Annotated in this window: 23 protein-coding genes; 10 read left to right on the top strand and 13 right to left on the bottom strand. The window is 32.6% G+C overall.

Annotated elements, in window-relative coordinates:
* Positions 1–72 precede the first annotated feature (72 nt).
* Positions 73–438, top strand: coding sequence for a hypothetical protein (locus PKK00_11690; protein HNW99062.1), 366 nt, complete (start codon positions 73–75; stop codon positions 436–438).
* An 18-nt stretch (positions 439–456) separates the two neighbouring features.
* Here PKK00_11690 and PKK00_11685 read toward each other — a convergent pair whose 3' ends face one another.
* The 5 genes from PKK00_11685 to PKK00_11665 form a co-directional block, all read right to left on the bottom strand.
* Entirely contained in the window at positions 457–1,689 is a 1,233-nt protein-coding gene (locus PKK00_11685; protein HNW99061.1) for a M48 family metallopeptidase, read from the bottom strand.
* Positions 1,690–1,699: 10 nt separating this feature from the next.
* Positions 1,700–2,467 (bottom strand): YdcF family protein, encoded by a 768-nt coding sequence (locus PKK00_11680; GenBank protein HNW99060.1) that lies wholly within the window; start codon positions 2,465–2,467, stop codon positions 1,700–1,702.
* On the bottom strand, positions 2,468–3,340 hold the full coding sequence (locus tag PKK00_11675) for a 4-hydroxy-3-methylbut-2-enyl diphosphate reductase (protein ID HNW99059.1): 873 nt from the start codon (positions 3,338–3,340) through the stop codon (positions 2,468–2,470).
* 3 nt (positions 3,341–3,343) lie between these two features.
* The gene (porQ, locus tag PKK00_11670; GenBank protein ID HNW99058.1) at positions 3,344–4,390 is read right to left on the bottom strand and encodes a type IX secretion system protein PorQ; all 1,047 of its coding nucleotides are present in this window, start codon (positions 4,388–4,390) and stop codon (positions 3,344–3,346) included.
* Positions 4,391–4,464: 74 nt separating this feature from the next.
* Positions 4,465–6,003, bottom strand: a complete 1,539-nt coding sequence (locus tag PKK00_11665) for a serine hydrolase (GenBank protein HNW99057.1) — start codon at positions 6,001–6,003, stop codon at positions 4,465–4,467.
* A gap of 295 nt (positions 6,004–6,298) precedes the next feature.
* On the opposite strand from PKK00_11665, the gene PKK00_11660 reads away from it, so the two are divergent.
* From PKK00_11660 to PKK00_11650, 3 genes are all read left to right on the top strand, one after another.
* The gene (locus tag PKK00_11660) at positions 6,299–6,715 is read left to right on the top strand and encodes an Rrf2 family transcriptional regulator (GenBank protein ID HNW99056.1); all 417 of its coding nucleotides are present in this window, start codon (positions 6,299–6,301) and stop codon (positions 6,713–6,715) included.
* Between the two features lie 146 nt (positions 6,716–6,861).
* On the top strand, positions 6,862–8,133 hold the full coding sequence (locus PKK00_11655; GenBank protein ID HNW99055.1) for an alginate export family protein: 1,272 nt from the start codon (positions 6,862–6,864) through the stop codon (positions 8,131–8,133).
* Positions 8,134–8,152: 19 nt separating this feature from the next.
* Entirely contained in the window at positions 8,153–10,045 is a 1,893-nt protein-coding gene (locus PKK00_11650; protein ID HNW99054.1) for a hypothetical protein, read from the top strand.
* 105 nt (positions 10,046–10,150) lie between these two features.
* Here PKK00_11650 and PKK00_11645 read toward each other — a convergent pair whose 3' ends face one another.
* The 6 genes from PKK00_11645 to nusB all read right to left on the bottom strand — a co-directional run bounded on the left by PKK00_11645 (position 10,151) and on the right by nusB (position 16,263).
* Entirely contained in the window at positions 10,151–12,205 is a 2,055-nt protein-coding gene (locus PKK00_11645) for a biosynthetic peptidoglycan transglycosylase (GenBank protein HNW99053.1), read from the bottom strand.
* Between the two features lie 27 nt (positions 12,206–12,232).
* On the bottom strand, positions 12,233–12,817 hold the full coding sequence (gene coaE, locus PKK00_11640) for a dephospho-CoA kinase (GenBank protein ID HNW99052.1): 585 nt from the start codon (positions 12,815–12,817) through the stop codon (positions 12,233–12,235).
* Entirely contained in the window at positions 12,817–13,803 is a 987-nt protein-coding gene (locus PKK00_11635) for a hypothetical protein (protein HNW99051.1), read from the bottom strand. Before PKK00_11635 ends, coaE begins: the two co-directional genes overlap by 1 nt.
* 66 nt (positions 13,804–13,869) lie before the next feature.
* Positions 13,870–14,205 carry a preprotein translocase subunit YajC gene (yajC, locus tag PKK00_11630; GenBank protein ID HNW99050.1) on the bottom strand — a complete coding sequence of 112 codons (336 nt, stop codon included), beginning with the start codon at positions 14,203–14,205 and terminating at the stop codon, positions 13,870–13,872.
* 23 nt (positions 14,206–14,228) lie between these two features.
* The gene (locus PKK00_11625; protein ID HNW99049.1) at positions 14,229–14,708 is read right to left on the bottom strand and encodes a DUF1573 domain-containing protein; all 480 of its coding nucleotides are present in this window, start codon (positions 14,706–14,708) and stop codon (positions 14,229–14,231) included.
* Positions 14,709–15,318: 610 nt separating this feature from the next.
* Positions 15,319–16,263, bottom strand: a complete 945-nt coding sequence (gene nusB / locus PKK00_11620; protein ID HNW99048.1) for a transcription antitermination factor NusB — start codon at positions 16,261–16,263, stop codon at positions 15,319–15,321.
* A gap of 356 nt (positions 16,264–16,619) precedes the next feature.
* Here nusB and PKK00_11615 point away from each other — a divergent pair, with 356 nt between their 5' ends.
* The 6 genes from PKK00_11615 (at position 16,620) to lepB (ending at position 21,876) form a co-directional block, all read left to right on the top strand.
* Positions 16,620–16,979: a DUF3276 family protein gene (locus PKK00_11615; GenBank protein ID HNW99047.1), complete on the top strand. Its 360-nt coding sequence runs from the start codon at positions 16,620–16,622 to the stop codon at positions 16,977–16,979.
* 144 nt (positions 16,980–17,123) lie between these two features.
* Positions 17,124–17,810 carry a metal-dependent hydrolase gene (locus PKK00_11610; protein ID HNW99046.1) on the top strand — a complete coding sequence of 229 codons (687 nt, stop codon included), beginning with the start codon at positions 17,124–17,126 and terminating at the stop codon, positions 17,808–17,810.
* Positions 17,811–17,819: 9 nt separating this feature from the next.
* Positions 17,820–18,623: an AAA family ATPase gene (locus tag PKK00_11605; GenBank protein ID HNW99045.1), complete on the top strand. Its 804-nt coding sequence runs from the start codon at positions 17,820–17,822 to the stop codon at positions 18,621–18,623.
* Positions 18,623–19,531: a ParB/RepB/Spo0J family partition protein gene (locus PKK00_11600; protein ID HNW99044.1), complete on the top strand. Its 909-nt coding sequence runs from the start codon at positions 18,623–18,625 to the stop codon at positions 19,529–19,531. Before PKK00_11605 ends, PKK00_11600 begins: the two co-directional genes overlap by 1 nt.
* Before the next feature lie 11 nt (positions 19,532–19,542).
* A complete protein-coding gene (locus PKK00_11595; protein ID HNW99043.1) occupies positions 19,543–20,190 on the top strand; it encodes a DUF5683 domain-containing protein in 648 nt (215 codons plus the stop codon).
* Between the two features lie 117 nt (positions 20,191–20,307).
* The gene (gene lepB, locus PKK00_11590; GenBank protein HNW99042.1) at positions 20,308–21,876 is read left to right on the top strand and encodes a signal peptidase I; all 1,569 of its coding nucleotides are present in this window, start codon (positions 20,308–20,310) and stop codon (positions 21,874–21,876) included.
* A gap of 166 nt (positions 21,877–22,042) precedes the next feature.
* On the opposite strand, the gene rsgA is transcribed toward lepB, so the two are convergent.
* Both rsgA and PKK00_11580 read right to left on the bottom strand, forming a co-directional pair.
* Positions 22,043–23,110 carry a ribosome small subunit-dependent GTPase A gene (gene rsgA, locus PKK00_11585; protein HNW99041.1) on the bottom strand — a complete coding sequence of 356 codons (1,068 nt, stop codon included), beginning with the start codon at positions 23,108–23,110 and terminating at the stop codon, positions 22,043–22,045.
* Between the two features lie 221 nt (positions 23,111–23,331).
* On the bottom strand, positions 23,332–24,036 hold the full coding sequence (locus tag PKK00_11580) for a hypothetical protein (protein ID HNW99040.1): 705 nt from the start codon (positions 24,034–24,036) through the stop codon (positions 23,332–23,334).
* Positions 24,037–24,197: the final 161 nt, after the last annotated feature.

Below are 24,197 nucleotides of genomic sequence, written 5' to 3'. Positions count from 1 at the left end.
TTTTTATTTTGCCATAATGCCTTATGCCAGGAATACTTATATTTGATAAACAATTTTATTTTTGAAAAGCAAATGAAAGAAAAAAATAAATGGACCAGAGTTGTTTATATAACTGGTATTGTAGCCATAATAATTGGGACCATAGATCCTTTAGAAGGCTCTGTTTTGATAGCAACCGGCAATGCACTTTTAGTATTATCAACATACATTACAAAAGATAGTCATCGTAAAATTTTCCTGTCATCATTTATAATGATTGTTATTGGTGTGTTTTTCCTGTTTTATTTTTCGTCACTTGGTGGATTCGGAGGAACATCAACATTATCATGGTGGTGGGGAACTCTCATACTACCCTATCCTATAGGATGGATAACAGTAATAACTTTATTAATTATTAGAGCTGTAAAAAATAAAAAAGTTTTTGAAAAGCAAAATTAATCGAAGATTTATATTTTCCTAAACCTTATCCAACGCCTTCAACCTTTGCAACAACGGAGGATGGGAATAATGGAACTTTACGTAAACCGGATGTGGACGTAAATTGGAAAGGTTATCAACCGAAAGTTTTATTAATGCATCCTTCAATGATTTTGCATTATATTTCTCAGCAGCAAAGCGGTCGGCCTGGTATTCATTATGTCGCGACAAAGCATTCATAAATAAACCAAGAACAAGTGAAAAAGGTCCGTATAACATTCCGAAAGCTGTTATCCCCATATGAAAACTCCCCTGCTTTGCACCTAATGCTTCCGAAAGAACCGGGTTTCCAATAAACAACGACAAAATATACAACAGCAATCCCGATTGTACAATCCCCATCAACAGGCCCTGTAGCGTATGTTTCTTTTTGTAATGTCCTATTTCATGAGCCAGAACTGCTACAAGCTCTTCAACAGTATGATTCTGTATTAACGTATCATAAAGTACAATCCGTTTTTTTGCACCCAGTCCGCTGAAATATGCATTGGCTTTCGCTGAACGCTTTGAACCATCAATAACATAAATATTAGAAAGTTTAAATCCAACCTTTACAGAAAATTCGTTTATAGCATTTTTCAAAGCGCCTTCTTCAAGAGGTTTTTGCTTATTAAACAAAGGAACAATGAGTGTTGAATAAAACATATTTATAAAAATCGCAAACGCTGTAATAACCGCCCATGTTATGATCCAGAAATATTCACCGGTATTTTCATAAATAAAAATAATAAGAGCAAATAATCCCCCGCCAATAATGGCAGCAAGTAAATATGTTTTTATTTTATCAAAAATAAAAGTCTTGTAAGTTGTTTTGTTGAAACCAAATTTTTCTTCAATCACAAACTGTGAATATATTTGAAAAGGCAATGAAATCAAATCAAATGCAAAACCGATGATTCCAAAAAACAGAAGTGCAATCAATATATTATTACCAGATAAGCTTCGTGCAATACGGTCAACAAAAGCAAAGCCGCCAAATAACAACATTCCAAGCATTAAAACAAATGAAAACGATGACGTGATCAATGAAAAACGATGATTTGTTTTTTCATAATTCTGCGACTTCATGTATTTCTCCGCATCATAAATCCCCTTTAATTCTTCCGGCAAAACATTACTCCAATATTTACTGTTCAAATAATCAAGAACACGATCAAAGATAAAATCAGAGATGACAATAGTTACAATAATAATAAATAGTATAAAAGCCATATAAAATAAATTACAAGTATCCATTAATAGCATAAATCACATAACCGGCAACTTCATGTATCAGCTGATCCCAGCGGGTTATAGCTTCAATATTTGGTATCAGCAAATGTCCAATGTCCCATTTTCGTTTCCCGGTAATTAAGCAAACACTATATGGAGTAACTTCGATGTTCTCTTTTTTGAAACAGCCAACAGCCCTGCGCATATGCATGGAAGAAGTGATAAGTAAACAATTATCATGAAGATGATTCTTTTTTAGGATTTCAGCAGTATTAACAGCATTTTCATGAGTATTATCGGAAACGGAATCTACCAGAATAACGCTATCGGGAATTTCGATTATTTTCATGTAGCGTTTTAATAATGCCGACTCCAGCATATCACGATAAACCAGGCTGCCTGCACCACTGGAAAATAAAAATTTCTTTATCCTGCCTTCTTTATATAATCGCAATGCCTGCAACATTCTATCTGTATTATTTCGGAAAGTCATGCGATCGTAATCTGTATCTATAGTAACCATGCCCCCGCCAAGAATAATTCCCACATCATATGATTCCTTAAGTTTTGAATCTTCCGTTAAAGGATATTCCCACAAGTGTGTCAACTCATCAACAATAAATGTATTGGAAAAAAATAAAAATGCTACAACACCATATATCAAAAACCTTCGCGACCATTTTTTATTTCTTACCAGCAATGCCAGCACAAATAAAATAAGTATCCATAAAAATGGAGTAAGCAAAACGGATAATATTTTTGAAATAACAAAAAACATTTATTTCATTTTATTGATTTCTTCAGCAACTTCTTCCATCAGCCACATTGGCGTTGAAGTAGCCCCGCAAACACCTGCCGATTCTGCATTTTCGAACCACTCTTTTTTTAATTCACTTTTTTCAGAAATAAAATATGTTTTCGGGTTTATGGATAAACAAAGGTTATATAGAAATAATCCATTGGAACTTTTTCTTCCGCTTACAAAAATCACCACATCATGTTCTTTAGCGAATTTTTTCAGTCGGGGTTCTTTGTGCGATACCTGGCTGCAAATAGTATTGTAAGGAATAAAATCGGGCTGAAGGTTTCCTGATTTTTTAAATCGCTCTGTTATTCCATCGATCATTTCTTTAAATCCTTCTGTAGGTTGTGTGGTTTGAGAATAAAAACGAACAGGTTTGGAATAATCAATTTTATCAAGATCGGATTCATTATTTACAATGATTGCATTTCCGGATATTTGTCCCACCAATCCATTTACCTCTGCATGACCTTCTTTTCCATAAATCACAATCTGTCCATTCTTTTTTTGCATTTCCTCGGCACCAATGCGAATACGGTTTTGTAATTTTAATACTACCGGACAGGAAGCATCAAGAAGTTCAAGATTATTTTCCAGCGCAATCTTATATGTTTCAGGAGGCTCTCCATGTGCACGAATCAGCACTTTTGAATTTTTAATATTCTTTAATTCATCATGATTGATTATTATCAATCCTTTTGATGCAAGCCTTTCAACTTCCCTGTTATTATGAACAATATCGCCCAGGCAATATAACAATCCTGATTTTTCAAGTTCTTCTTCGGCCATCATTATGGCAAACACAACACCAAAGCAAAAACCTGAATTGGGATCAACATGCACCTTCATTGTTTATTTACCTTTGAAGATATCCGAAAGATTTGTAGAAATGGTAATATGATTGGGCGAGCCTACAAGATGATATGCTGCGCGTGCATAATTAAAATGAAACTGTTTAACACGGAAACCAAATCCCCAGCAGAAACCAACGGTTCCTGTTTTTGAATCCACCTTCAATTCTTTTCTGCGTTGATAATTATATCCCAGGCGTATCGAAAAATTTTTCGATGGAGTTAGTTCTCCTCCAACAACCACATGCCTCATACATTTATCCATAAATTTTCCGAACTTTTTTTCGGGCAAGGGTTCGCCGGTTAATGCATCAACAGTAGGTTCCGGATTATTCGGATCGGTATAAGTTAAATCAAATTTTTGCAGGTTTCTCAACACTACAGAATAACGAAATGGAGTGCGTGCTAATTTTTGGGAAATACCTGCTTGTATCTCAAAAGGCAAAGGTTCATCATTTCCATCAGTAAAATATTTTATCTGTCTGCCAATATTCAATGCCAGTAATGTAGCTGCAAAATTTTTTCTCGAAAAAGTACCGCCAACATCAACAGCAATCCCGTATGACGTGTATTCATCATAATGAGAATAAATATTTTTAAGATTAGCGCCAATTGAGAATGAAGAATCCAGCTGCCTTCCCCACCCGATATTAAAACAATATTCTCCTGCAGTAAATTCACCATAGGTAACACCGGTTTCATCAGCAGTAGTAAATTTCCCATAATTAATAAACTGTAAAGAAGCATCAAACGTTCCTACTTTTTTAAAATCATGAGCATAAGATGCAAAGCCGTAATTTATATCGGAAAAATAATCAACAAAGCTTAATGCAATTTGATTATTCATTTTAGATGTGATAAGCGAAGGATTTACAAGAGCAAGAGAAATATCGTTATCTTTTATTGCATTTACATTTCCTCCCATTCCCGCAATTCGTGCGGAGTTCGGAAGATTTAAAAATGCATAGGTATAACTTCCGCCAATCTGTGAAAACAAACAGGAAGAAATTAAAACGAATAAAACTAAAATAATAGCGTGTTTTTGCATTGCTTATAATTTAAAACAAAAATATTGAAATAAACGATACATATGCCTTATTATTATGTTTTTGGTAAAAAAAACTAATCACCCCCGGTTATAGAAAAACTAAATTTGCGGCTGTTACCCTTTGCATTGATATTACAAAAATAAATGCCATCTGATAATCCTGAAGTATTTATGCTAATTTGCTTACGACCATAGGAATTAAAATAAAACTGCTGAGCGCTCACCTTTAACCCAAATACATTATAAATTTCACATTTTACATTTCCTTCTTCCGGTAGATAAAAACGGATATTTTTTCTTTTTGATTTTTCATTTTTCGAGACATCATCATAATCATTCATTGCATACAAGATGTTATCTGAATGCAAACAGGGTTGAATTTCATATTTGTTTAAAACAGAAAACACATCTGCTTCAACAGCATAAAAAGCTGTATTTACGCTTTCTTCATAAGGAGCTTTACTTCCATTGGTAATAAAAATGATTCCAAATTTATTTTCTTCATTAAAATACATATCACCCAGCATTCCATACGATTCGCCATAATGCCCCAGCATCTTATAACCATTTACCGCAATATCGCCATTCTCCGAATTATTTACTAAATGAAAACCATATCCCCAGCTTCTGAATAAATTAAAATAATTATCACCGTTTTTCCCGTTATATAACCATTCCGGACTATGCATTAGTTTTATTGTTGATGGATTAAGAATCCGGATTCCTTTATAAATCCCGCCATTCATATGCATCATCATAAACACTGCAAGACTTTTTGCATTTATTTTTAATCCACCCTGCGGACCAAAAATCACTCCGTTATCACCTGCAATATATGTTGACAAATCGCGTGCATCTGGTTTCACACCCTGATAATTATCGGCCTGCGGTTGCCATACACCATTATTCATCCGATAAAGCACAGCTACATTATTAATATTTGAAAAATCCTGAACTTTATACGATGCAGTCATACCAAGCGGATCGAAAATATTTTTTTTACAGAAAATATCAAAACGCACTCCTGAAATTTTTTCAATAATAGTTGCAACAATTCCGAAATTTAAATTGCAATAAGAAAAATAAGTTCCAGGTGAATGTTTCTGCCATATATCAGCAGAAAAATATTTTCCTGTATCAGATAATAGTGATATTATTTTAGGTGGTACTTTTTCACGATATGTATCGGTAATAAAACCCGAGTAGCCCGTTCCGTCTTGTATTCCGGAAGTATGCGAAAGCAACATACGTGGTGTGATGGCCACATCAGGATAATCAGGATTCCGAACAGAATATCCAAGAATATTCCCAATATCCTCATCCAGTTTAACCAATCCTTTTTCATATAAAATCATAAAAGCTGTAGCAGTTACAGTCTTTGATATTGAAGCCACGCGAAATAAAGTGCTGTCGGTTACAGGAATGTTCCTGATGTAATCTGCTGTTCCGATATTTTCCGAAAAAATTATGGAATCATTGCATACCGCTAATGCAGTCATACCCATCAATTGACGGTTACAGAAAACATCGTTCAATTCTTGTTTTATGTTTTGAGAAACCGAATGATTTATTAAAATAAATGCAATAATATTTAATGATAAAAACCTCTTCATATTTTGTGCTGATAGTGAAAACAAATATATACATTTAATATGTTTTGGAACATTGTATCAACCGTTCGGTAATTTTTTATTAATTTTTGGGCTAAAGCCCAATTTTATTGAGTTTTAATAGCCCCGACCTTAAGGTCGGGGCTATTTTGAAACCTACATTTATAAAGGACTTTAGTCCTTGCATAAATAAATTACCGAACTGTTATTGTATATAAACTCTATAAATTTTATCGACAATTTATTATTTTCTCATAAAAAATATTTATATGTTTGCATTAACCCATAAAAAAGTTCAATGAAACTTACAAAAAAAAGTGAATATGCATGTCTTGCATTGGTTCATCTTTCTCAGCAATACGGAAAAGACTATGTTAAGATTATAGATATTTCCGAACGTTGGTCAATACCAAAAAAATTTCTTGAACAAATATTAATAACGCTAAAGAATTCAGGATATGTAAAAAGCAAAAAAGGTTCTGAAGGAGGATATAAACTTACCAAGCCTCCTCAAAAAATTACACTTGCTGAAATAATACGGCTTCTTGATGGACCGCTTGCCCCAGTTGAATCAGCCAGCAAATATTTTTATGAGAACACACCTATAGAACAACATAAAAAATTACTGAAAATTTTTGTTGACATAAGAAATTATGTTTCTGAAAAACTGGAGAACATCACATTTGCTGACGTTATTATACCGATACGGAAATGAATTGCAATAAATCCCTATCGGTATAACAGAATCTAAGCACATTTTGTTTTACAAATTTGCTAAGATTCTGTATAAATAATTTAACATTAACCTAACATTCAATTAAAATTACTTTCTAATCTTTGCTTACATTAAAAAATATATAGATGAAAAAGAATAATAAACTATTTGTTACCATTATTTTATTAATGATAGGGATAAGCAGTTATGCACAATTCACACTAACCGGCGAAATAAGGCCAAGAGCTGAATTCAGGAAAGGTTTTAAAACTTTACCCGATGATGATATTACTCCTGCGTTTTTTGTAAGCCAGCGAACCCGGTTAAATTACTTTTATAAAGCTGAAAAAATTAGTGCAAAAATTTCATTTTACGATGTACATGTCTGGGGTGATGAACAATTAAAAACCGATATTCCATCAATAGGTTTAAATGAAGCATGGGCTGAAATTCCGCTCTGCGACAGTTTATCAATAAGACTAGGAAAACAGGAACTGACATATGACAACAGAAGGCTGATCGACAGCTGGGGCTGGAATCAAATGGGAATAACACATAATGCAGCATTACTGAAATATAAAAATTCCGATCTGCAAATTGAATTCACAAGCGCTTTCAATCAGAAGGCGGAAAATAATTTTGGGACCAATTACTCAGATATGACAAGCACTTATAAAACTTTAAATATTTTATGGATATCAAAAAAGCTGACTGAGCATTTTAAAATTTCCACATTTGATATTGCTGATGGGTATCAAAAAGAAAACACCACCAATACTACTTATATTCGCGGCACTGTGGGCGGAATTGCAGAATACAAGAAAGAAAATAAATATGCTGCAATACTCAGGGCATTTTATCAAACAGGGCGATTACAAAGCGGACAGCAAATAGCAGCTTATTATTGGAATGCTGACTTTTCATATTTTTTAACTGAAAAACTAAACACCATCATAGGGATTGATTATGTTTCCGGTAACGATGCAAAAGATACAGCAAATAAAAAAAGTAATTCCTTTAATATGCTTTACGGCTCAGGACATAGCTTTAACGGGAACATGGAATATTTTTCAAGTTTATTAAAACAGAAAAAAGGACCCGGTCTGGTTGACGGTTATATTGATTTCATTTACAAATGGAATGAAAAATGGCAAACCCGCGCTGACTTTCATTATTTCCTGTTACAAAATAATTACATCATAAATACCGAACCTATTGACAAAAAACTTGGCGCTGAAGCTGACCTGTCATGTAAATATGACTTTAATAAAGAAGCATCATTAATGTTTGGATTTTCAGCTATGCGACCTGAAAAATCGATGGAGCCTATCGTTGGCGGCAACAGCAGTTATTACGGAACATGGGCATTTGTAATGCTTACCGTAAAACCCACTTTCTTTAAATCGGATAAAAAATAACCCGGTCAATCGCTGTTTAATGAAACGACAAATTAATAAGGCAAATATTATTGTTATTATTAAATGTTTGCTTATTGGTCTTTTCATCATTATTATTACATTTCCCGAAAATGATTGGACATTTTCTGTTGGAATTAATCCGTCTATTGTATGGCTATTTAATTATACATTCAGGAATGGATTTAGTATTGGTAAAGATATTATTTTCCCTCATGGACCTTTGTCATTTTTCACATTCCCGTTACAGGAAAATATTATTATAGCAACATTGGCCATTTCGTTGCTTAAGTTATTTTTAGTAATAAATCTTTATTTCTTACAGAAGAACGATAGAAAATTCATATGGATAATTACTATCGTTGTAGCTTATATTATTTCCATTTTTGCCGGTTTTAGCCAGTTAGTTGTTGCCAATATCATTCTTCTTTTTTGTAATTATTATATTTATGAAAAAAATATTTATAAAATCTCAGCCTTTATCCTTATTGCATTTTCATTTTATATTAATTCATATAACGCTGTAATATCAATCCTTTTGGGTTTTTCATTTTTATTTTATTATTCATTTTTTAAAAATAAAAACTTATTAAAAACAGGACTTGATGTACTTCTGATTACGGGCTGTATTTTATTTTTCTGGTTCCTGATGTATGGCAATTTTTCAGGATTCATAGTATTTTTAACAGGCTTGTTTAACCTGGCACAGGATAATTCGAATGCTGCGGCCCTTTATCCTTATAACAACTGGTGGTTTCTTACATTTTTCTTATTCATTACTTTTTCCATCCCTTTTATAAACAAAACAAAAAGATCGGTTTTTTTTGGAATACTTATTTCTCTTAGTCTTTTCGCCGCATGGAAACACGGGATGGTTCGGGAAGATTTTAATTATGTACGACATTATTTCATTTTCATTATTATATCATTATTATTGTTTTTAACATTCTACAAAAAAAATATTTTATTAAACATGATGCTTTCAATAATTTCAATATACCTGTTAAGCATCAATATGAAGAACTCTATTGGTTATTATCACTATAAATACGACTTATATAAAACAAATAATTTCATTGAATTTATTACTGACTTTTCTGAAATAAAAAACAAATGCTCCGAAGTCATAAAACAAAATATTATTGTTGATAAGCTTCCGGCATCATTAAGAGATTCTATTAATAATACATCTGTTGATATTTATCCATGGGATTACTCAATTATTCCGGCAAATGATTTATCATGGCAACCCAGGCCTGTTCTACAAAGTTATGCATCATACACTCATTGGCTGGATAATTTAAACTCCAAACATTTTAATTCTGAAAAAGCTCCCGGATTCATTATCTGGAAATTTTTCAGAGAATATGACGGAAGCGCTTTTGATGGTATTGATAACAGGTATGTGCTTAATGACGAGCCTTTGACCATTATCAGCATTATTGAAAATTACAAATATTATTATTCGGATGATCAATTTTTAATTTTAAAAAAACGTATAAAGCCTGCTATTTCTAATGATTCGACAATTAAAAAAGAAACTTCAGAATGGGGAAAATGGATCGATGTACCCAAAAACACTAATTCATTACTTAGGGTAAAACTAAATTTTAACAGAAGTTTTTTACAAACCATTAAAAGCTTTTTATACAAAGACGAAGAATACTCCATTTGCCTGAAATTAAGTAACGATACCATTTTTAAATACAGGATTATTCCTAATAATGCAGAAGACGGGATTTGGATTACCCCTTACATTTACGACATCAGTAAAAAATATGATGTAAAGCAAATCATGTTCAATGTTTCTAATCAGCTTATTTTATCAGAAAAAATAAATATAGAGTGGGAAAGAATTTATTTTAATGATGAACCTAATTGCTTAAATAATTTCTTTAAAATTAACGCCAAATAAAAAGTTTATTTTCTTTACCATAATTATAGTTGTTCATGATTGTCCTCAGACAAATGCAAATATTAATATCATTTTTGCATTGTGAATTCTGCATTCTGAAATCATTTATTTTCTCATCGGCTCTCTTCTGCGATTATCATCAGGATGATTTTCCCTGTTGCGATTCGGTTCTCTGGGTTGTTCTTTCTTCATTAATTCTTCATCCTGCATGCGTATAGCATCGGTATCAAAATACGATGTATCTTTCATAATAAGCATTTTCGATTCAGCTCTTAGTTTTACACGTTGTAACATATTGATAGTATCGGAAGGTTCTATGGTGCCACGGTCAATAAGCAATGAAGCAATTGCCGAAAAATAGGAATGGTAATGTTCTTCATCAATGTTCCCGTTTTTATCGAATGAATATTTAAACAATTTAGGTCGGGGAAGTATACTTGCCAGAAAAATACTTTCAGGTACCGATAGCGCTGAAGGTGGTTTATTAAAATAGAAACGCGATGCTTTGCCTATACCATATACACCAGGGCCCCATTCAGCAATATTCAGGTATACTTCAAACATGCGTTCGTGGGAACAAAGATTTCCGCTCTGTATTAACCACACAATTAAAAGTTCTTCTACTTTACGTGCAATAGTTTTGTTTTTTGTAAGAAAAACATTTTTTACTAATTGCATTTCAATTGTGCTGCCACCCCTTACAAACTTCTTGGTTTTAATATCCTGGATTATTGCCAGCCTCAGGGAATTAACATCAAATCCCGTTTGGTAATAGGTTCCCCCGTTCTCGGTAATCATGATGGATTCTTTTAATGGCAGCGAAATGTTTTCAAATGAAGTAAAATCAGGGTTGTCTGGCGAAATTAAAAATGAAGCTTTTTCCACACCATTTTCATATACCGTATGTATAAAAGGACCTGCAATTTTTGAAAAATCCGTTTCTCCATATTTTTTAATTTTAAAATCTTTTCCTAAAAGCTCCATTGAAAAATCAAGTGAATCGGGCTGCTCCATGTCAACATATAAATCAACAGAAAATTTGATACGTCCTTCGGTTTGAATATTTTCAAAATTTGTAAAAAGCCCTGCAGGTAAAGAACTAAAGAAATCCTGCGCATCAAATTCATTATTAATTTTTAAGGTGTATTTTTTATATTCACCGGATTGATATAAAAAGTATGGATTCAGGAAAAACTTATTATACTGGAATACTGATGAACTGTCGAGTTCAATAAAATCCTTTCCTATATTAAAATCACATTCCAAAATAGCTTTGGGCATAACCACATCAGATGTAGATATTTTTTTATGATTTATCACCAAGCCATAAGCTGATGCATAAGCGCTGAGTTTGTAAAGCTCTCCCAAATATGAATTGTTCCTAAGACCGATATTAAGACTGTCAAACATTAATGTCAGCCCGTATCTTTTTTTCACAAAAGGAAATTGCGTTCCGCTGACAGCTGAATGTATTGAAAACCCCGAAGTTCTTGAATCTTTATTTATCAAGCCTTCTATTATCCATGAAGTGGTCGTATCGTTCTCAGTAATATTTACAGGACTTTTAAAACGATGCTGATAAATTGCAATACTATCAATGGAAACAGAAATATCCGATGAATCAAGCAATGCATTAATCCTTATATTTTGAAATAATGCATCATCAGGAATCTTACTGAAAAGAGTTTCCGATATTCTGTCAATTGTTGTTGAAAAACTTTTTTCAGCTTTATCACCTTTTTTTTCATTCTCTTTTTCACCTTTTAATAAAAATGAATAATTATTTTTTCCCTTCTGCGAAACAATATTAAGCAAACAATCATTCATTCTGAGATAGCTTATATTTGCCTTTCCTATAATGATATGAAAAAAATTCAGCCCAACATGAACGTTACCAAGCTTCACTAATGTATCGCCATTATTCGGAACCAGGTAAATCCCATTAAAATCAATACCTGTGATACCTGTAAAATGTGATTCAACAATAATAAGTTTTGCAGAATATTTATGATTGAAGGCTTCTAATTTATTATTTAATACCTGGTGAAGAAAAACATTTCTGAATGCAAAGAAAAAAACAAACGCGGATAAAAGCAATGCAGCGATAATTATCAATATCTTCTTTAGTATTTTCGATTTCAGAAACCCGGGAATTTTCATTAAATAACAATTATAAAAACGATGATTTTACGATTCAGTTATTTCCTTATTTACTTTTAATACCTGTGGAATTAAAAGTTTTCTTTCGTTATTCACAATTACAAAATCAGCTTTACTGATTTTATTTTTTTCCGGCAATTGTTGTTTTATCCTACTTTTAACAGAGACTGCATTTACCCCGTCGCGCATCATGACTCTTTTCACCCGCAATGTTTCCGGTGCACTGATGAAAATTATTTTATCAAATAATTCATTATAGCCTGTTTCAAACAATATTGCCGATTCCATAATAACATATCCGGTTCCTGATTGCTCTTTTATCCATTTTTCAAAATCAGCTATTACCAATGGATGTATGATATGATTTAGTTTTTCTAATTTACTTTTATCATTAAAAACTATAGCTGCAATTTTTTTCTTATCAGGAATTCCGTTTTCATCAAGTATTTCATTTCCCAGTAATACAGAAATTTTATTTATTATTTCCGGCTTTTCCATAATGACACGGGCACGCAAATCAGCGTTATAAACAGGCACCCGAAGAACTTTAAAAATATTTGACACAATGGTTTTCCCACTGCCAATATTCCCGGTAAGTCCAACTTTTATCATTACTTCAAAAATATATATTCGATTTTTTCTGGTTCAATCTTTTTTATACTGACAAACGAAGGTTTTTTTGTAATTTCTACTTTCAGCTTTTTTATGCTGAATGGTTTTGCTTTTGAAATATCAGCGGTAACATTAAATAATGAAGCATTCACCATTTTATATTTACTCAGCGGAACCATGTATGTTATCGTAACTTTTTCAGGAAACGTTTTTACTTTAATAATCCGTTCGTCGCCTGTAATGACCACCGGAACTTCAATTTTTGATTCTGTATATTTATCCACAGGAACAAATACGCTAACTGCAGCCGGTTTCACTATGAATTTATTTTCATTGTATGAAGGGAATTTCAATATCAAACCCTGGTTTGAATTCACATCATCCAGTACACGCGAAACAGTTTCAGCATATTTGATACTGTCAATCATTTGCCTGGTACCATACACCATTACGCTATCAGGGTATATAATCATTGAATCGGAAATGCTGAACTGCTTTACAAAATTCAGTTTCAAATTTAATTTTACCGGAACTTTCTTATAATATTCATCAGCAAACTGAAGAAATAAAGTATCCGGAGATATGGAAATAATTCCTTTTGAAGAATTAATCTGTTCACTGACCAATGACTGGATATCGTTGCTTAAAATAAAAAAATTATTTTTTGAATTTTTAATTTTCCTGTAGCATTTTAATACATCAATATTCAATTGCTGAGGTTTTTCGTTAAACCCTTTTGTCAATAATCCAAAACCTTTTGATTTAAGTTTCACATTGATAAGTGTATCGGCATTAATCAATATCTTACCTTTGGGAACATTGGTAAATGTTATCGAATAGGTATTTCCAAGCGAATATTCTTCAGATAATTTGACAAAAATCCAAATGAATGACGACACAATAAAACAGAAAAGGAAGACATAAAAATTCTTCCTTTTTTTCCCGGTATCTTCACTATTTTTATTTAAAGATTTCTGTATTTCCATATCAATTAAAATAAACAGAAAAGGCCGTATTTCCCAGAAACCAACAAAATAAAAAGCCAGTAAATATTATTTGGTGTTAGTGGCTATTTGTTCTGCATTAAAACCTGAAGCAACAGCGCTTTTTTCAATTTTAAGTCTGCCCTGACCTTCAGTTTCAATAATAAAAGTGGTTTCCTGTGTTTCAACAATCTTTCCGTGAATACCGCCAATGGTAATTATTTTATCTCCTTTTTTCAGTCCTTCTCTGAATTTTTTCTGTTCTTTAGTACGCTTTACCTGTGGTCTTATCATGAAGAAATAAAATACAACTATGATTAAACCAAACATCAGTAGCATTTGGAGGCTGCCACCGCTTTTACCATCAGTAGGCTGCGCCATTAAAATTGTCAATAAACGTGTCATGTTTTTTTGTGTTTTATAAATAATTATTTTTCTTCGGGAACCTGAATTTGTGCTTTGATTGTAAGTATTTTGGTATTAGGTTCGGTATTAGCAACAATAGTTACGGTTTTATTTTGATAGCCTTTTTTACCTTCCGTATTGAATGTAACATCAATGGAACCTTCTCCGTTAGGCGAAATTGGAGTTTTTGGATAATCAGCAATAGTACACCCGCAACTGCCTTTTGCATTTGAAATTACAAGTTCCGATTTACCAACATTTTTAAACTTGAAAGAATACGAAACTTTTTCACCCTGTATGATCCTTCCAAAATCATGTATTTCTTCAGTAAATGAAAATTTAGGCATACTCGAAGTATCGCTTTCGCCATTTGCCGTATTGGGATTTTTTATGGCATCAGAAGTAACAGAATTTTCTCCATTTTGAGAACTACTATTCCTGCATCCTGTAATTGATAAAGCAATTATCGCAGAAAAAAATAATAAAATCATTAATCGCTTCATAATATATTTTTTGAGTTTGCAAAGATACAAATTCCTTAATAACTCATCTTACTTAACTTGAAAAAATATTGTGATAAAATTTCCAATTCTTAAGTTCTACAATGTGATAATAAAAAATATTTATCAAAAATTTAATACGTAACTGATTTTACGCAAAATCATAATTTATACCGATTGTATATATGTAATAGTCCAATAATATTGAACTATAACATCTATGTCATCGGCATAACCATTGTAAAATTTAAAATATCCTTTGGACTATTTTAAATTTATAATTGGTATTATATTGAAACAACATTATTTTATTATATGTCCCGTTAGGGACAATAGCTTGGTAAAAAAGATACGACTCACTTCTTATTGTACCGTAGGTACTACACTTTCAAGATTATATAGCTTTCAAGTACATTCAGCTAATTGGGTTGTGCGTATCTGCCTCGTCGGTCCGCTTACCATCGAGGCGGGCAAGGCGAGTGGCATATACTCTTAAAATCCTTATTAATTACAGTTTCCAAAATTTTATTTTGAGTTTTGTGTAATATCAATAAGTAACTTTTGTTTGAAATTTTAAACCCGGAGTTTTGAATTTTCAGAGTTTCCCAAAATACTACATCAAGCCTCTTCCGGTTTTTTTAATCATTTCTTTACTCCTGAAATCTTCAATGAGTTTATCTAATATTCCATTAACAAACACATTACTTTTTGGTGTAGAATAAAGTTTAGCAAGTTCAATATACTCGTTAAGGGTTACTTTAACAGGAATTGAAGAGAACTGGAGCAATTCGGCTATAGCCATTTTCATTATCAGGATATCCATAATTGCAATGCGCTCTACTTCCCAGTTATGTGTTTTATCAGAAATAAATTTTTCATATTCCGAAGAATGAAGGATCGTTTGTCGGAATAATTCAGTGGCAAATTCCCTGTCCTCATCATCTATGTTAAATTCAAGGTTGTTGAAAATATCATCAATTTTATTTTCCTTGCACGACTTAACAACATTCATCAATATCAGGTTTACCATGTCGATATCGTCAACCCAGAATATGCTACGCTCTTCATAAATCTGCATCAGGGGAGGAAAATCCGCTAAAACCTCCTGAATAAGCGAGGCTACAACACGTTTATCTTTTTCAAAATTATTGCTTTCTGCATTCATGTACTTCGAGTAATCGGGAGTATTTTTAAAAGCAGCAAATGCCCTTCGCGCAATTTCATTTTCGCCAACCCACGAAATTTTATATTCTTCAATGAGTTTATTCAGGTAACTATTACTTGAAACAGCTGTCAATATTTTATTTTCGGCAAAACGGATATTTGGATTTTTATCTTCTTCCGTAGGAAGGAGTTTTTGTTTGGCATCATCAATCAGTTTTTGCGATACCTGGTGAACTTCGCTGATAAAAGCAATCTGGTATAAAAAAAGTTCATAAAAACGGTTGATGCTTAAATGGAGTTCCCTCTCCCCTTTATTCACATTTTCAAATCCTTCTGAAAAATATGAATACAATGCTTGCAATACTTTTATTCTGAGATGCCTTCTACTTAACATTTTATTGTATTAACGAACGTTTATTAAAGATTGCGCAAAAGTATTATAATTTATCATTATGCAAACAATATTTTTTCACTTTAAGTAAGTGTTACATTTTTCTTTTCATCAATTATGCTCATTGAAACTGCAATGAGTATAAGATTTTCATAATTATTTTAAACTAAAAAAATAAATTAATCGGTATTACATATCAGACCCAATTTATTAAATTAAATATATGGATAAAATGCTGTTTTATACACACAAAATATATTTATTTAAATATAACCATCAATTTTATTTTAAAAATTTGTTCATTTTGAAAAGTATTTTCTTACATTTGCAACTTATGAACGATTGCATAAAATATTTTTATGGAAGAAATGGAAAATAAAGAAAGGCAAAGAGCTGAGATTTTTTCCAAAGCTGTAAGAGCAGGAAAAAGAACTTACTTTTTTGATGTGAAAGCCACCAAATCTGATGACTACTACCTTACAATCACTGAAAGCAAAAAACGATTCAGCAATGAGGAAGGAAAATTTCATTACGAAAAACACAAACTTTTCCTTTACAAAGAAGATTTTGAAAAATTTTCTGAAGGACTGAATGAAGTGATTGATTTTATTAAAACGGGTAAAATCCCTGTTAATTACGTCGATTCTGTTACTTCAGAATTTTCTGATGTTTCTTTTGAAGACCTTTCAAAAGAAAATATCAGTAGCGAAGAAAAATAATTCATTTTTACCTTTATTACCTAACTGAACCTGCACAGGTTCGGTTTTATTATTTCATAAAAGCAATTACTTTGTTCATAAATAATATGTGAAGCTTTTACATAATTTTATAAATTTGCTGTTTTTCACAAATATTTTTCTAATATGAAAATTACATACCTTGGTCATGCTTGCTTTGAGGTTGTTTTAAAAAACAAGACCCTGTTATTCGACCCGTTTATTAGCGGTAATGATCTTGCCAAGGGTATTGATATTGATAAACTGAAACCCGATTATATTTTAATCTCTCATGGGCATCAGGATCATATTGCCGATGCGGTTCACATAGCAAAAAATTCAGGCGCAACAGTTATTTCAAATTTTGAGATCGTAAACTGGCTGCTTGGGAAAGGCGTAAAAAAAGGACATCCAATGAATATAGGCGGAAAATTTTCATTCGATTTTGGAGATGTTAAATTTTTTAATGCTGTCCATTCCAGTGTTCTTCCCGATGGCACATATGGCGGGAACCCTGGTGGTTTTATTATCCAGTCCGATGAAGGACATTTTTATTATGCAGGCGATACCGGGCTTACTTATGATATGAAACTTATTGGTGAATATTCATGTATCAATTTTGCATTCCTTCCTATTGGAAACAATTTCACTATGGGAATTGACAATGCCATCATAGCATCGAAAATGATCAATTGTAATAAAATCATAGGAATGCATTACGATACTTTTCCTTATATCGTGATTGATAAAGAAGAAGCCCTTGATAAATTTCATCGTGTAGGAAAAGAACTTATACTATTAAAAATTGGTGAATCATTTAACTTTCAAAAATAATATTAAGGCATGGGTAAAGTTATTGCTATAGCAAATCAGAAAGGTGGAGTTGGAAAAACTACTACTGCAATAAACCTGGCAGCCAGTCTTGCAGTACTCGAATTTAAAACATTATTGATCGACGCCGACCCACAGGCAAACGCCACTTCAGGTATTGGGTTCGATCCTAAAAATATTAAAACAAGTATTTATGAATGTATTATTGACGATGTTGAACCTAAAAATATCGTATTAAATACAACTACCCCAAACCTTGATTTGATTCCCGCTCATATCGACCTGGTAGGTGCAGAAATAGAAATGATCAATCTGCCCAACCGCGAAAAAATGATGCGCAAGGTTATAAGTAAAATTAAAAACGATTATGCTTTCGTAATAATCGATTGTTCACCATCTCTCGGACTTGTTACAGTTAACGCTCTATCGGCTGCCGACTCTGTAATTGTTCCTGTACAGTGCGAATATTTTGCTTTGGAAGGATTAGGAAAACTTCTTAACACAATTAAAATAGTGCAAACACGCCTGAATCCTGAGCTTGCCATTGAAGGAATTTTGTTAACCATGTTCGATACCCGACTGCGTCTATCAAACCAGGTTGTTGAAGAAGTAAGAACTCACTTTCAGCAAATGGTTTTTGATACACTTATTTCGAGGAATACAAAACTTGGTGAAGCTCCCAGTTTTGGCGAAACCATTATTATGCACGATGTACAAAGCAAAGGGGCGCTGAATTATCTTAGTCTTGCACGGGAAATACTGCAAAAAAACAACCTTACCAAAATTTCTGAATCCGAAAAAAAAATTAGAACATAATGAACGCAAAAAAGAAAGCACTGGGAAGAGGGTTGAGCGCATTACTTGATAATACAGGCGTAGATGATATTGCCAATCAAATTAGTAAAAGCACCCACAAAAGTATTGCTGGCAGCATTGCTAATATTCCTCTTCATTCAATAGAACCCAACCCATATCAACCCCGTACCCGTTTCGATAATGAATCGCTCGAAGAATTGACCATTTCAATTAAAGAACAGGGCATCATTCAACCGATTACCGTACGATCGATTGGAAACGAGAAATTCCAGCTTATAAGCGGGGAAAGACGTTTTAAAGCTTCAATGAAAGCCGGGCTTGAAGAAATTCCTGCTTATATCCGCAATGCTTCTGATGAAGCGGTACTGGAAATGGCTTTAGTAGAGAACATTCAACGTAAAGACCTTAATGCTATTGAAATTGCTTTATCTTTTCAACGCCTTATTGAAGATTGCAACTATACACAGGAAGAACTCAGCGAACGAGTTGGAAAAAACCGAACTACTGTTACCAATTTTATCCGGCTTCTAAAACTCCCGGCAAATATACAGATGGGCTTACAGGATGGAAAAATTTCAATGGGACATGCTCGTGCCATTATTAATGTTCCTTCTATCGATATGCAGCTCACGATATACAAAGATATTGTTGACCAGGATTTATCAGTAAGAGAAACTGAAGAAATTGTCCGTAATATTGAGAACGAACCCGAACCTTTTTCACGCGAAGAACCTAAAAAGAAATTACTGACACTTCCAATAAAATACGCTAAAATAAAAGAACAGTTAGGCAAACAATTAGACATGCGTGTTGACCTGAAACGAAACAATAAAGGAAAAGGTACTGTTATCATTCATTTCAAAGATGATGATGAACTGGAACATATCATATTTAAAATAAAAAAATAACTCAATTCCTCATGAAAGCACCGGCTTTCATAAATTGTTTTCTGCTACTCAAGAAAACTTTACCTGATCGAAAAATAAAAACATTTTTCATTATACTGCTTTTATTTACATTTTCTTTTCAAACATTTTCGCAAACCGATACCGCTAAAGTAAAAACGGATACTATCAAAATAAAGAAACATTCCCCGCGTAAAGCACTCATCATGTCAGCTTGTGTTCCCGGACTGGGACAAATTTATAACAGGAAATATTGGAAAGTACCCGTAATTTATGCCGGTGCAGCAACGGTTACCTATTTCATTATTTTTAATTCCAATAAATACAATAAATTCAGAAAAGCTTACCAATATTCTACGGATAATGATCCTTTAACTATTAATCCTTATCCTGATTATGATAACACTTACCTGCTTGCATTAAAAAATTATTATCGACGTAATCTGGAACTATCATATATTTTTTCATTTGGAATATATGCTTTAAACATTATCGATGCCAGCGTTGACGCACATCTTTTTAATTTCGATATGAGCGATGACCTTTCAATGAATATCCATCCTGTTGTAATTCCTTCATCAGGAAATCTTGCTACAGGTTTAACATTTTCATTCAACATTCATCATTCTAAAAAACAAAACATTCATAAATATTTATTTTAAAAACAAAAAAATATTTTTAACAATTATTTAGAATTTAATCATTAACAAAGCACAATAACAATAAGTAAACGGCGTACTATATACTTTAAATAAATTTAACTTTAAAATTCTACACTCATGAGTATTTATGCAATCTTTTTTCTGATCACAGTAATATCGGCAATTATAGGACTATGGAAGATATTCGAAAAATGTGGTGAACCGGGTTGGAAAATATTAATCCCATTTTACAATTTTTATATCTGGCTGAAAATTATAAAAAAACCTTTATGGTGGTATATCTTCTTACTTATACCATTCATCAATGTTTTCGTTATTTTACTTATGGTTGTTGAACTTTTGAAATGTTTTCAAAAATATGGATTAGGAGCACAGGCATTGGGCGCATTATTTCCTTTTGCATATCTGCCTTACCTGGCATTTAATAAAAAGGAAAAGTACCTTGACCCTGACAAACGTCCGGTAATAAAAAAAGGTGTAATACGCGAATGGGCCGATGCTATTATTTTCGCTGTAATAGCTGCTACAATTATCCGCACTTTCCTTGTCGAAGCATATACTATTCCTACTTCATCAATGGAAAAATCATTGCTTATAGGCGATTTTCTTTTTGTAAGCAAAATAAGTTATGGTCCACGCGTTCCCAATACGCCATTATCATTTCCTTTTGCACATCATACTTTACCGCTTACAACAAGCACCAAATCATATGTAGAATGGATAGAGCTCCCCTACTATCGTTTTCCCGGTTTTTCAAAAGTTAAAAATGGCGATGCTGTTGTATTTAATTATCCTGACGGAGATACAACTACTGTTGAGTTGCAAAGCGGCCGAAGCTATTATGAAATGGTTCGTGAAATGGGTCGTGAAAATGTATGGAGAGATTATACAGTTATAGCAAGACCTCCGGATAAAAGGGAAAATTTTATTAAACGTTGTATTGCTATACCCGGTGATAAGCTGGAAATTATTGACCAGACCGTTTATATCAATGGAAAAGAATTCACCATGCTCGAAAATGCTCAATTCTATTATAAAGTAAAAACAAAAGGTGATAGAATAAATAAAAAATATTTTTCAAAATTCGATATTACTGAAGGGTTGCATGAAGTAATTATAAACAATTATATTAACTATGCTAGTGGAAATCCTATGTTGGAAGATATATTTAACTACAGTGATAGCACGTACACTATTGTTCTTACAAAAGATGCAGCAGATAAATTAAAAGCATTACCCGGTGTTGTTTCCGTTTCAAAGAATATTCATCCTAAAGGAAATTTCGATGCGCGATTGTTCCCATATGATACTACAAATTACAAATGGAATGTCGATAATTATGGACCGCTTACCATCCCTGCTGCCGGACAAACCATTGAGCTGAATTCAAAGAACATCAGCATTTACAGGCGAATCATTGATGTATATGAAGGTAATGATTTTAAAGAAAAAGACGGAAAATTTTTCATCAATGGAAAAGAGAGCACTACCTATACTTTCAAAATGAATTACTACTGGATGATGGGCGACAACCGCCACAATTCAGCCGATTCGCGCTACTGGGGTTTTGTTCCCGAAGACCACATTGTTGGAAAAGCAGTATTTGTATGGCTTTCACTCGATCCTAACAGAGGCTGGTTTGATGGAAAAATCAGATGGAATAAAATGCTCAGGTTTGTGAAATGAGTAGATTGATTATAGTAATATGTTAAGTCTAATATATCACAGAATGTCATATTGAGTTTATCGAAATGTGAACTGTAATAGTCAGGACTTGAACATTCTGTTAGCGGTCATCCTTCGATGAACTCAGGATGACCGCTATTTCAAAATTAACTTATACTGAATCTGCTTAGTACTTATTTTTCTTTATGTCTTTTTTATAATTCTTTATCATCTTTCCAAATTCCTTGTCCTTTTTTCTTTTCTCAACAATGGTTGATTCAAAATGTGCTTTTTCTCTTTCCATCTTTAAAAAATTTTCGTAGGAAGCTTTATCTATTTCACCTTTTTCAACGGCTTCAACAACACAACAACCAATTTCGCCGGTATGAGTACAGTCTTTGAATTTACATTTTTTTGAAAGACCATCAATCGCATCAAAGGTAATTTCTAGTCCGCCTTCTGTGTCAGCAATACCCACTTCTCTCATTCCGGGGTTGTCAATCAATATTCCACCATTTTCAAGAATGATTAATTCCCGATGACTCGTAATGTGTTTTCCTTTATTCGTACTCTGACTTATTATACCAGTTCTCATTACGGACTTGCCGGAAAGGTTATTCAACAGTGATGATTTTCCAACGCCGGACGATCCAAGCATACAATATGTTTTCCCTTTCCTGATCAATGTTCTTATTGCTTCATACCCTTTCTGTGTTTCGTTACTTATAGCAATGACGGGAACATTCTTAATCCGGGTTTTTATATTTTCTGAAATCTCGTTGATACGAAGTTCATTTATTAGATCAGTTTTACTAAGAATGATTATAGGCTGAACTTTAGATGAATTACATATGGTCAGGTATCTTTCAAGTCGGTTGATGTTAAAATCCCTGTCTACAGCCTGAACAATAAAAGCATAATCAATATTTGTTGCAATGATCTGTATCTCGCCGAATTTACCAACAGCCTGCCGTTTAATAACAGAGAACCGGGGTAGTATACTGTGAATAATTGCGAAGTCAGAATCATAAGTTGTAAGCGCAACCCAATCACCCACTGCCGGAAAATCTTCACGACTCTTTGCTGTGAAGCGCATATTACCAGTTATCTCAGCTTCAAATTCACCTTTATCTGTTTTAATGATATACCGCTCTTTATGTTCAGAAATAATGCGTCCGATCTCAAAAGTGTTCAACGATTGTTCAATCCTGAATTTTTCAAGTATCGCATTATATCCTAAGTCTTCTAATGTCATTTTGGTATCTGTTGATTAAATTTATTGTTAAGCATAAAGGAATTTCAACTATAAATTTCCTGTTGGTTTTAAATTAAATTTCATTCAAATATAAAGCGATTCGAGCAACAATGAAAATATTTCAAAAAGTAATTTCCTGTAATTATAATTTTCAAGGATGGTTGTGCAACAGCTACACAAGTTATGGGCAGTTTATATTTAATTTAAAATTATATTTCTAATTAAAAAGCAAAACCCCATTTTACTCCCAAACAAAGTTCAGGTCTTATAAAATCATAATTATAAACGAATGGTGTCTGCAAATAAGTCAAATGAACCTTTGAAACTTTGTGGTAAATATCATAAGCGCATCCTCCGGCAGTTACAGTTCTTGTTGCCTTTCGTTGAATAATTCCAATCCCGGTGTACCATTCAAAATAATTTAAAAAACGTTTATGTTTTTCACTTAAATTATAATAATTTTTCCGTCCAAAAATAAATTTACATTCCTTGTAATCTTGTGTAGCATCTGTCAAGTCATACTCCCATAATCCGTCACCTCCAGAAATATCTAAAAAATTATTTCTAAATTTATGACCATAAGTACTTATTAAAGATAAGGAGTTTTGTTTATTAGATAGTCTTTGTTTTAAATTAAGTTCATAACCTATTGAAAAATTATAACCTTTATATGTATATATATTAATTTCATCAAAACCTGCTATAACTCCGTTACTATAACAAAGTAGTCCTGGTTGATATGCTGCTTCAAGAATTAGGTTATTATTTTTAAAAAGATTTTGATCTATTGAAATTCTAATATTGTCAATAACTAATTCTGTTAGATTAATGCCAATTAATGAATTATATTTACTTGTGTCTTTCTGTCCTATACAAAACATTGTAAAGAAACAAAAGAAGAATATCAAAGTTAATTTTATTTTCATGCTTTTATAAATTAGCACCAGTTTTTTTTGTCAATACTAATACCATCCTTCGTCATTTTCCCTTAATCCTAATTGTTTTCGCTGAAATAATTCAAATAAATACATTCTTTTGTCTTAACCCCCTATAAGTTAGACATATTTTTCAAAAGAGTTTAGGTTTT

Source organism: Bacteroidales bacterium (assembly GCA_035353855.1).
In the GTDB taxonomy this organism is placed as follows: domain Bacteria; phylum Bacteroidota; class Bacteroidia; order Bacteroidales; family CG2-30-32-10; genus DAOQAK01.
The sequence above is the reverse complement of the archived record's forward strand: the minus strand, read 5'-3'. Positions and strand labels throughout refer to the sequence as shown.

What these genes read in the sequence shown, in the direction of transcription:
- PKK00_11690 (HNW99062.1), top strand. Translation starts at nt 73, where the DNA reads ATGAAAGAAAAAAATAAATGGACCAGAGTTGTTTATATAACTGGTATT.
- PKK00_11685 (HNW99061.1), bottom strand. Translation starts at nt 1,689, where the DNA reads ATGGCTTTTATACTATTTATTATTATTGTAACTATTGTCATCTCTGAT.
- PKK00_11680 (HNW99060.1), bottom strand. Translation starts at nt 2,467, where the DNA reads ATGTTTTTTGTTATTTCAAAAATATTATCCGTTTTGCTTACTCCATTT.
- PKK00_11675 (HNW99059.1), bottom strand. Translation starts at nt 3,340, where the DNA reads ATGAAGGTGCATGTTGATCCCAATTCAGGTTTTTGCTTTGGTGTTGTG.
- porQ (HNW99058.1), bottom strand. Translation starts at nt 4,390, where the DNA reads ATGCAAAAACACGCTATTATTTTAGTTTTATTCGTTTTAATTTCTTCC.
- PKK00_11665 (HNW99057.1), bottom strand. Translation starts at nt 6,003, where the DNA reads ATGAAGAGGTTTTTATCATTAAATATTATTGCATTTATTTTAATAAAT.
- PKK00_11660 (HNW99056.1), top strand. Translation starts at nt 6,299, where the DNA reads ATGAAACTTACAAAAAAAAGTGAATATGCATGTCTTGCATTGGTTCAT.
- PKK00_11655 (HNW99055.1), top strand. Translation starts at nt 6,862, where the DNA reads ATGAAAAAGAATAATAAACTATTTGTTACCATTATTTTATTAATGATA.
- PKK00_11650 (HNW99054.1), top strand. Translation starts at nt 8,153, where the DNA reads ATGAAACGACAAATTAATAAGGCAAATATTATTGTTATTATTAAATGT.
- PKK00_11645 (HNW99053.1), bottom strand. Translation starts at nt 12,205, where the DNA reads ATGAAAATTCCCGGGTTTCTGAAATCGAAAATACTAAAGAAGATATTG.
- coaE (HNW99052.1), bottom strand. Translation starts at nt 12,817, where the DNA reads ATGATAAAAGTTGGACTTACCGGGAATATTGGCAGTGGGAAAACCATT.
- PKK00_11635 (HNW99051.1), bottom strand. Translation starts at nt 13,803, where the DNA reads ATGGAAATACAGAAATCTTTAAATAAAAATAGTGAAGATACCGGGAAA.
- yajC (HNW99050.1), bottom strand. Translation starts at nt 14,205, where the DNA reads ATGACACGTTTATTGACAATTTTAATGGCGCAGCCTACTGATGGTAAA.
- PKK00_11625 (HNW99049.1), bottom strand. Translation starts at nt 14,708, where the DNA reads ATGAAGCGATTAATGATTTTATTATTTTTTTCTGCGATAATTGCTTTA.
- nusB (HNW99048.1), bottom strand. Translation starts at nt 16,263, where the DNA reads ATGTTAAGTAGAAGGCATCTCAGAATAAAAGTATTGCAAGCATTGTAT.
- PKK00_11615 (HNW99047.1), top strand. Translation starts at nt 16,620, where the DNA reads ATGGAAGAAATGGAAAATAAAGAAAGGCAAAGAGCTGAGATTTTTTCC.
- PKK00_11610 (HNW99046.1), top strand. Translation starts at nt 17,124, where the DNA reads ATGAAAATTACATACCTTGGTCATGCTTGCTTTGAGGTTGTTTTAAAA.
- PKK00_11605 (HNW99045.1), top strand. Translation starts at nt 17,820, where the DNA reads ATGGGTAAAGTTATTGCTATAGCAAATCAGAAAGGTGGAGTTGGAAAA.
- PKK00_11600 (HNW99044.1), top strand. Translation starts at nt 18,623, where the DNA reads ATGAACGCAAAAAAGAAAGCACTGGGAAGAGGGTTGAGCGCATTACTT.
- PKK00_11595 (HNW99043.1), top strand. Translation starts at nt 19,543, where the DNA reads ATGAAAGCACCGGCTTTCATAAATTGTTTTCTGCTACTCAAGAAAACT.
- lepB (HNW99042.1), top strand. Translation starts at nt 20,308, where the DNA reads ATGAGTATTTATGCAATCTTTTTTCTGATCACAGTAATATCGGCAATT.
- rsgA (HNW99041.1), bottom strand. Translation starts at nt 23,110, where the DNA reads ATGACATTAGAAGACTTAGGATATAATGCGATACTTGAAAAATTCAGG.
- PKK00_11580 (HNW99040.1), bottom strand. Translation starts at nt 24,036, where the DNA reads ATGAAAATAAAATTAACTTTGATATTCTTCTTTTGTTTCTTTACAATG.